8 protein-coding genes are annotated in these 6898 nt (G+C 51.8%); 5 read left to right on the top strand and 3 right to left on the bottom strand.

Annotated elements, in window-relative coordinates; translation table 11 throughout:
• Nucleotides 1–117: 117 nt before the first annotated feature.
• Nucleotides 118–1254, bottom strand: coding sequence for an iron ABC transporter substrate-binding protein (locus Q7V06_RS02970; RefSeq protein ID WP_304837851.1), 1137 nt, complete (start codon nucleotides 1252–1254; stop codon nucleotides 118–120).
• 154 nt (nucleotides 1255–1408) lie between these two features.
• Between Q7V06_RS02970 and Q7V06_RS02975 the strand changes: the two genes are divergently transcribed.
• Nucleotides 1409–2026: an FmdE family protein gene (locus Q7V06_RS02975; protein WP_304837854.1), complete on the top strand. Its 618-nt coding sequence runs from the start codon at nucleotides 1409–1411 to the stop codon at nucleotides 2024–2026.
• A 1-nt stretch (nucleotide 2027) separates the two neighbouring features.
• Here the strand turns inward: Q7V06_RS02975 and Q7V06_RS02980 are convergent, their stop codons facing one another.
• Complete coding sequence (locus tag Q7V06_RS02980; protein ID WP_304837857.1) at nucleotides 2028–2429, bottom strand: helix-turn-helix domain-containing protein; 402 nt, start codon at nucleotides 2427–2429, stop codon at nucleotides 2028–2030.
• Between the two features lie 85 nt (nucleotides 2430–2514).
• Here Q7V06_RS02980 and Q7V06_RS02985 point away from each other — a divergent pair, with 85 nt between their 5' ends.
• From Q7V06_RS02985 to Q7V06_RS02995, 3 genes are all read left to right on the top strand, one after another.
• Nucleotides 2515–3462: an ATP-binding cassette domain-containing protein gene (locus tag Q7V06_RS02985; RefSeq protein WP_304837860.1), complete on the top strand. Its 948-nt coding sequence runs from the start codon at nucleotides 2515–2517 to the stop codon at nucleotides 3460–3462.
• Nucleotides 3459–4214, top strand: a complete 756-nt coding sequence (locus Q7V06_RS02990) for an ABC transporter permease (RefSeq protein ID WP_304837864.1) — start codon at nucleotides 3459–3461, stop codon at nucleotides 4212–4214. The genes Q7V06_RS02985 and Q7V06_RS02990 overlap by 4 nt, the downstream gene beginning before the upstream one ends.
• Before the next feature lie 280 nt (nucleotides 4215–4494).
• Entirely contained in the window at nucleotides 4495–5265 is a 771-nt protein-coding gene (locus tag Q7V06_RS02995) for a 4Fe-4S binding protein (RefSeq protein ID WP_304837867.1), read from the top strand.
• Between the two features lie 19 nt (nucleotides 5266–5284).
• Here Q7V06_RS02995 and Q7V06_RS03000 read toward each other — a convergent pair whose 3' ends face one another.
• Nucleotides 5285–5473, bottom strand: a complete 189-nt coding sequence (locus Q7V06_RS03000; RefSeq protein ID WP_304837870.1) for a hypothetical protein — start codon at nucleotides 5471–5473, stop codon at nucleotides 5285–5287.
• 118 nt (nucleotides 5474–5591) lie between these two features.
• Between Q7V06_RS03000 and Q7V06_RS03005 the strand changes: the two genes are divergently transcribed.
• Nucleotides 5592–6898: Cache 3/Cache 2 fusion domain-containing protein (locus tag Q7V06_RS03005; RefSeq protein WP_304837873.1), on the top strand; the 1307-nt coding region annotated here is incomplete at its 3' end.

The following is a 6898-nucleotide window of genomic DNA, read 5'->3' on the forward strand; positions in this document are numbered from 1 at the left end:
AATTTTACAGGAAAATACTGATACTATCTTAGTATTACTAATGTCGATGAAATAAACGCAAAATACGAAGAAAAAGTGGGGGAGGAGAAATCCCCCCATTCCAGAGATCTTGGAGTATCAGATCGGGATCTGAGTGAAACCAAGCCCTCTGTACTCAGCATTATACTCTTCAAAGACAGGTTTTCCAACGAAGAAGGTGAAGATCTCATCCGCCTTCTTCACTGGATTAACATCTGCAAACCGGTCCGGATAGAGCACTTTGCCAACATAATACGCATTCGCTAAGACAACCTCGTAGTTGATATTATAGGTGTTGTATGGCAGCACGCCGTAGACCTTACCCTCTTTTACCGCCGAGAGCCCCTTCAATGCCGGGTCGGTCTTCAGCTGCCCGACCGCACCGTCATTCTCCATGCCGAGCGTCCCAAGGTCAACAAAGAGATACTCAGCATCCCAGTCAACAATCGCCTCCTTTGCAACATCCATATGTGCAGTCCCAAGACCTGATGCGACATTATTCGCATGCACCCAGAGGAATGGTGGATATGCAGGCTCGGTCGAGATTATACCGTGCGAACCGGACATGCTGACACCACCGATATAGACACGCTTCTGCTCGGCTACAGGAATATCATGTGTCCGGCGCTCAAGATCTGCCATCGTCTCCTCGATGTACGCGATCACCTCTTCTGCCCGGCCCTCCTTCCCGATGACAAGACCGATCGTCCTGAGGTACGTATACATCTCATCCTTCTCGGCATCGGTCCTGAGGGATCCATACGGGTAACCGATCACCGGAATACCGGTCTTCTCCTGGAGTGTACTTACCGCACCGACATCGGTTGCAGAACCCTGGCCGGTGGCACCCGTCTTGAAGATCACCTGCGGGTTGATCGCGATGACCTTCTCCGGATCATCTTTTCCCCGGTTTTCTCCAAAGACCGGAAGATCTTTCAGCTGATTGAAATGAACAAGGGCATAGGGACGACCTTCGGGTACCAGTGGACTCTTTTCCCTGCTGTCGACACCGACAAGGGTGTCCTGACCCTGCATATAGACCATGTACCGGACTGCGCCGGAACCAGAGGCGAGAACCTCGGTTGCCGGAACCGTAAGCGTCACTGTCCGGCCAAAGCCATCGGTGATCGTCACTTCATGTGGGCCTGAGGGTGCTTTCGTGTCAGGGGTTGTTGCATCCCCGACACACCCGGCAGCAACCAGGAGTGCGATGAGGAGCAGCCCCACAAATACCATACTAAATGTTCTTTTAATCATATTTGATCATACCATTTTTTTCAATATGTTTATTTTAAACTATCGATATCATTTTTCATGTGATTTATTGTAACAAAATGAGAAATTATTAAAGATAAATTATAATATAGTATAAGATATGCACATACACTGTATGGAGAAAGAAACAGAACATACACCATCCCTTGAGGCACTGATCCAGTTCCACGGCCATCTCTGTGGCGGACTTGCATTTGCCGCACGGGTCTGCGAGAAGGCAACAAACGAGCTTGGAGTGCAGTGCAACCATGGCAACGATCTCAGGGCAGTGATCGAAACGACAGATGCCTGTGGAATCGATGCCGTCCAGGTGATCAGTGGATGCACCTCTGGAAAAGGGAACCTGACCATCCTTGATTACGGGAAGCACGCCTATACCTTCATCAACAGGCGAAACGGTGAGGCGGTGCGGATACTCAGGCACCGGGACTTTGACCTTGAGAGGATCGATCCCGTTGTTGCAAAACTCAGAAAGACGGTCTTTTCAGGTGAGGCAACGGAAGAAGAGCGGATGACCTTCGATCTCAGAATGCTGAAGGTGGCAGATGTCATCCTCTCGATGCCCGAGGAAGAACTCTTCACCGTCCAGCGGTTCAAAACTGAGGTTTTTAAGAAGACAAAGGCCTTTGAACAGGCCGAATGTGCCCGATGCGGCGAGATGGTTGCTGTAAACCGGCTAAACGACAAAGACGGGGAACGGCTCTGCATCCCCTGTTCAGAAAAGAGGGTGTAGATCAGGGACTCTTCGAATGGCTGGCGCAGAGATTCTCTGCCCCATTTATCCGGCAGGCGGGCAGGCACTCCCGGTTCCCTGACCCTTTTCTTCTTGCAGCCCATTCCATCAACGGCTGTATCGCGAGGCAGAGAGCCGCCCCCTCTTCTGTCAGCGAATACTCCACCCGTGGCGGGGTCTCTGCATAGAAGATCCGGTCAAGCAGACCTTCAGCCCGGAGATCCGAGAGGGTATCAGAGAGGGTTTTTGGGCTGATTCCTACCAGTATCCGCTCAATATCGGTGAACCGGATACTGCCTGCCCTCCCGACGGTCGTGATGATCGGGAGTGCCCACTTCTTCGACAGAAGCGGGAGAATACCCCGTAGCGGACAGATACCAAAAGAAAGCGTATCTTTGCACATTACTTCAGTGTACCATAGTCATCTCTTTTAATGCTATTCTTTCTATAGTAATAGAAAGAAAAGCAATCCTGCTGGAGAGTGGAGTGTGAAAGAAGCAGAACATCAGGAAGACGCAATTATCGCAAACGATCTCAGGAAGGTCTTCTCAGAGATCATCGCAGTCGATTCCATCTCATTTACGGTACATAAAGGCGAAATATTCGGTTTTCTTGGTCCAAACGGAGCCGGGAAAACTACAACCGCCCGGATGCTGACCGGGGTGATGCAGCCTGATTCCGGATCCGCGGCGATCTTCGGGCACGATATCGTCTCAGATCCAATCCGGGCGAAGCAGCGGTGCGGAGTGGTGCCGGAGACTGCAAACGCCTATACCGACATCTCGGCCTGGCAGAACCTGATGCTGATGGGAGAGCTCTACGGCGTACCGAAACACTATGCAGAAGAACGTGCAGCATCACTCCTCAAAGCCCTTGGCCTCCTTGAACGAAAGGATCAAAAGGTGCAGGGGTTCTCAAAAGGGATGAAACAACGGCTCATACTTGCAATGGCACTCCTGCATGAACCTGATCTCCTCTTCCTTGACGAGCCGACCTCCGGCCTCGATGTCCAGAGCACCCACCTGATCACCGGGATGCTCCGTGAACTGAACAATACCGGAACAACGATCTTTCTCACCACCCATAACATGGATGAGGCAAACCGGCTCTGCGACCGGGTTGCGATCATACGAAAGGGACGAATTGCTGCCATCGATTCACCTGAGCGGCTGAAGATGGCGATCGAACGGCTGCATACCATCGAGGTCAGTTTCGATCCGGCGCAAACAGCAGATGATCCCACCACACTTCCGGGGATCAAATCTGCAAGGCGGGAAGGGGACAAGTGGGTGATCACCACAGAGGATGTCGATTCCACCATCCACGCGATCACCGCATACGGAGCAGAACAGGGGGTAAAGATCGGGATGCTCAGGACACTGGCGCCGACACTGGACGAAGCGTTCCTCAGGCTCACAGGAGCTGATTCTGCATGAACCCGGAGAGCTTCATCGAACAGGCAAAACGGGCCTTTGCGATCACAAAGAAGGATATCCGTATCTACTATTTGAAAGGTCCGGTCATCATCTTCGGCCTCTTCATGCCACTCTTCCTCTTTCTCGCCTTTGCTGTCGGGAACCGTGGGCTTTCGATGCCGTTTCTCATCTCCGGTCTCCTCGCGATGACTGTCTTCTTTACGGCAACCGCAGTCTCGCCGGTGATCCAGCCATGGGAGGCCCAGGCACGCACCTTAGAGCGGCTGATCGCCTGCCCGATCACGATGAGGACCCTGATCGCAGGCGACATGTTTGCTTCCGTCCTGTTTGGGATCGGTATTGCCGCAGTCCCAATCGGAATCGGGGCTCTGCTTGGCATCGTCCCTCTCCACCCGCTCCTGCTCCTAGCCGGGATCATCCTCGCCTCGGTCTGTTTCTCGGCACTCGGGCTCCTCCTCTCAACACCTGCGACGAATGTGCCATCAAACATCATGATGCTCTCGTCCCTCCTGAAGTTCCCGCTCGTCTTCATCAGCGGTGTCTTCATACCGGTGGAGCAGCTCCCCTTCTGGGGTCAGGTGCTCGCCGTCTGCTCCCCGCTCACCTACTTCACCGATATCGCCCGCTACTGCATCATGGAAACGAACACCTTCCCGCTTGCAGTGAATTTCGCTGCACTGGCGGCATTTTCAGTCACCTTCACGTTGCTCGCAATCAGGCTGCATGCACGGACGGTGAGCAGGAGGATCTGATCCCTCCTGAAAAAAATAGCGATAGAAAAAGATTCATATCGGGAACCCGGGGTTTCCATACTGGCTGTTTAAGAGCGCAAAGGCTAGAGCTCCCGGGAGGAGGGAATAGATCTCAATTCCATTCCACGCGATCACTTGACTATCCTATGCAGTTATCCAGGATTCGCTGACAAAAAAGGCCCGATCACCGGCACACCAGAAGTACGAACATTGCCATGATATAAGAATGTATCAGATAGTTTAAGCTCTGAAACTTTCCACATTCCTGAAGGTACACTTCATGGCTGAATCAGACCAGGTACAACAAACAGAATCCTCACGCCTGAAGATCCGGAGATGGATCCTCATCATTACATTCCTCCTCATCCCTGTCACGATCTTCTACATCTCCCCGATAGTCATCATGATGGGTGCATCCGAGGGAATCGTCACAGGAACCTTCCTGCTCTATATCATCCTCTTTATCCTCTCTCTCTTTGCCGGTCGTATCTGGTGCGGGTGGCTCTGCCCGATGGGTGCATGCCAGGAGCTCGGTTCTCCTCTCATCAGGAAGACTGTAAAAGAGGGATGGCACAACTGGATCAAGTACGGTGTCACAGTGCTCTGGATTGCAGCGATCAGCCGGGCGTTCCTCGCGGCTGGTGGAATAAAGGGGGTCGATCCCCTGTATGGAACGGTAAACGGCATCTCGATCTCATCTGTACAGATCCTCATGATTGTCGTGATGATCTTTGCGGGGATCTTCATTGTCGCATTTCTCACCGGAAGGCGGGGATTCTGCCACATCATCTGCCCGATTGCAGGCATCATGGTTGCCGGGCGGAAGATCCAAAACCTCGCAGGCTGGCCGGCTCTTCAGCTGAGTGCTGATGCGGCTCTCTGCATCGACTGCAACACCTGTACGAAGAGATGCCCGATGGGCCTTGACGTGCACGGCATGGTCCGGGAAGGGAAGATGGAGAATCCCGACTGCATCCTCTGTGCAACCTGTGCCGATGTCTGCCCTGAGGGAGTTATACAATACTCCATACAAGGGAAGAAAAAATCCTGAAAGGATTAATATACCTGCATTACAGACATACTGCCTGTACATCTCCTCTGACCTTTTTTGTGGACAACATTATGGGAACACACTCCTTCCCGCTTTCAGTGAATTTCGCTGCATTGGCGGCATTTTCAGTCACCTTCACCACTCCACAATCGTGCTCCATGAGAGGACGATCAGCAGGAGAATCTGAAGAGAGAGGAGATCGTGTCATCTGCGCATGTAACCGTGTCAGATAGGGAAATAAATTCATTCATTAATAGCCATAATTGATTTTTTATACAATGTTTTTAATACTTGCAGGATATACACCGTGAATCAGGTGTACTATCATGGCTGAACAGAAGAAAGGACGACTGAATAATATGAAGATGGGGACGAAGATTCTGATCATCTGCCTCTGTCTTGTGATCATCCCTACACTCCTTCTTGGGATCATCTCATATAACTCGGCAAGCGCAGCGATCGAAGACCAGATTGAGGATCAGTTCAATCTTCTTGTAAAAGCGAACAGAGATCAGGTCGACAGCGTCTATACTCTTACACTGGAGAGGGTACAGGGCGATTTAAACGTTCTCAAGGGGATCTTTCTAACCCATGGATCCCCCCAGATCATCAACGATCAGCTGGTGCTCATCGATAATACCGGCCAACAGTATGTGGTGAATGGCAACTACGAGATCGTCGACCAGGTGCAGGGCATGGTCGGTGGTGCTGCCACAGTCTTCCAGGTACAGGGCAATCAGGCCATACGGATATCGACAAACGTGATCGGAACAGACGGCAGGCGTGTTGTCGGGACACCGGTCTCTCAGGAGGTCTATAATGCCGTCGTCATCCGTGGAGAGACCTATTATGGGACCGCAAACGTCGTTGGTACAGACTACATCACCGCGTATGAGCCGATCCGGGGTCCCGGTGGAGCGGTCATCGGTATCCTCTTCGTCGGTGTCAGGGAAGATGCAACACTCGGCGTTGTCATCAATGATATGAGAAGCACCGTTGTTGGAAAGACCGGATACATCTATGTCCTCGACCCGAAAGGCACAGTGATCATTCATCCAACTATTGAAGGTCAGAGCGTTGCTCAGCATGATTTTGTTAAACAGATACTCAGTCAGAAGGAAGGGCTCATCCGGTACAATTGGGAAGGTGCTGATAAGATCACTGCCTTTACATACTACGAACCTCTCGGCTGGTATATCGTAGCAGGTGCAGACTGGGAGGACTTCACCGACCCGATTAACGGGATCAGAAATGCGATCGTCGCGATCCTGATCGGTGCAATCGTCATCGGCGGTGCAATTGCAGTCCTCTTCGGCCGTGGAATTGCCAGGCGGATGGGTGAGCTTGTTGCTCTTGGCAGACGGGTTAGCGATGGAGAACTCTCCGGTACAATCTCTGTTGATCAGGGAGGAGACGAGATCGGTCAGGTTGCAGGAGCATTTAGCGAAGTCGTCACCACGATCCAGCAGTTTGGTACTGAGATGACGATGATCAGTGCTGCTGCTTCTGAAGGAAGACTTGATGTCCGGGGCAATGCGGCGAAGTTCAAAGGTGATTATGGGAAGATCATCTATGGCGTGAACGACACCCTTGACGCAGTGATCAACCCCTTAAATGTCGCAGCAGAATATGT

The sequence above is a fragment of the Methanocalculus sp. genome (assembly GCF_030651615.1).
Taxonomy (GTDB): domain Archaea; phylum Halobacteriota; class Methanomicrobia; order Methanomicrobiales; family Methanocorpusculaceae; genus Methanocalculus.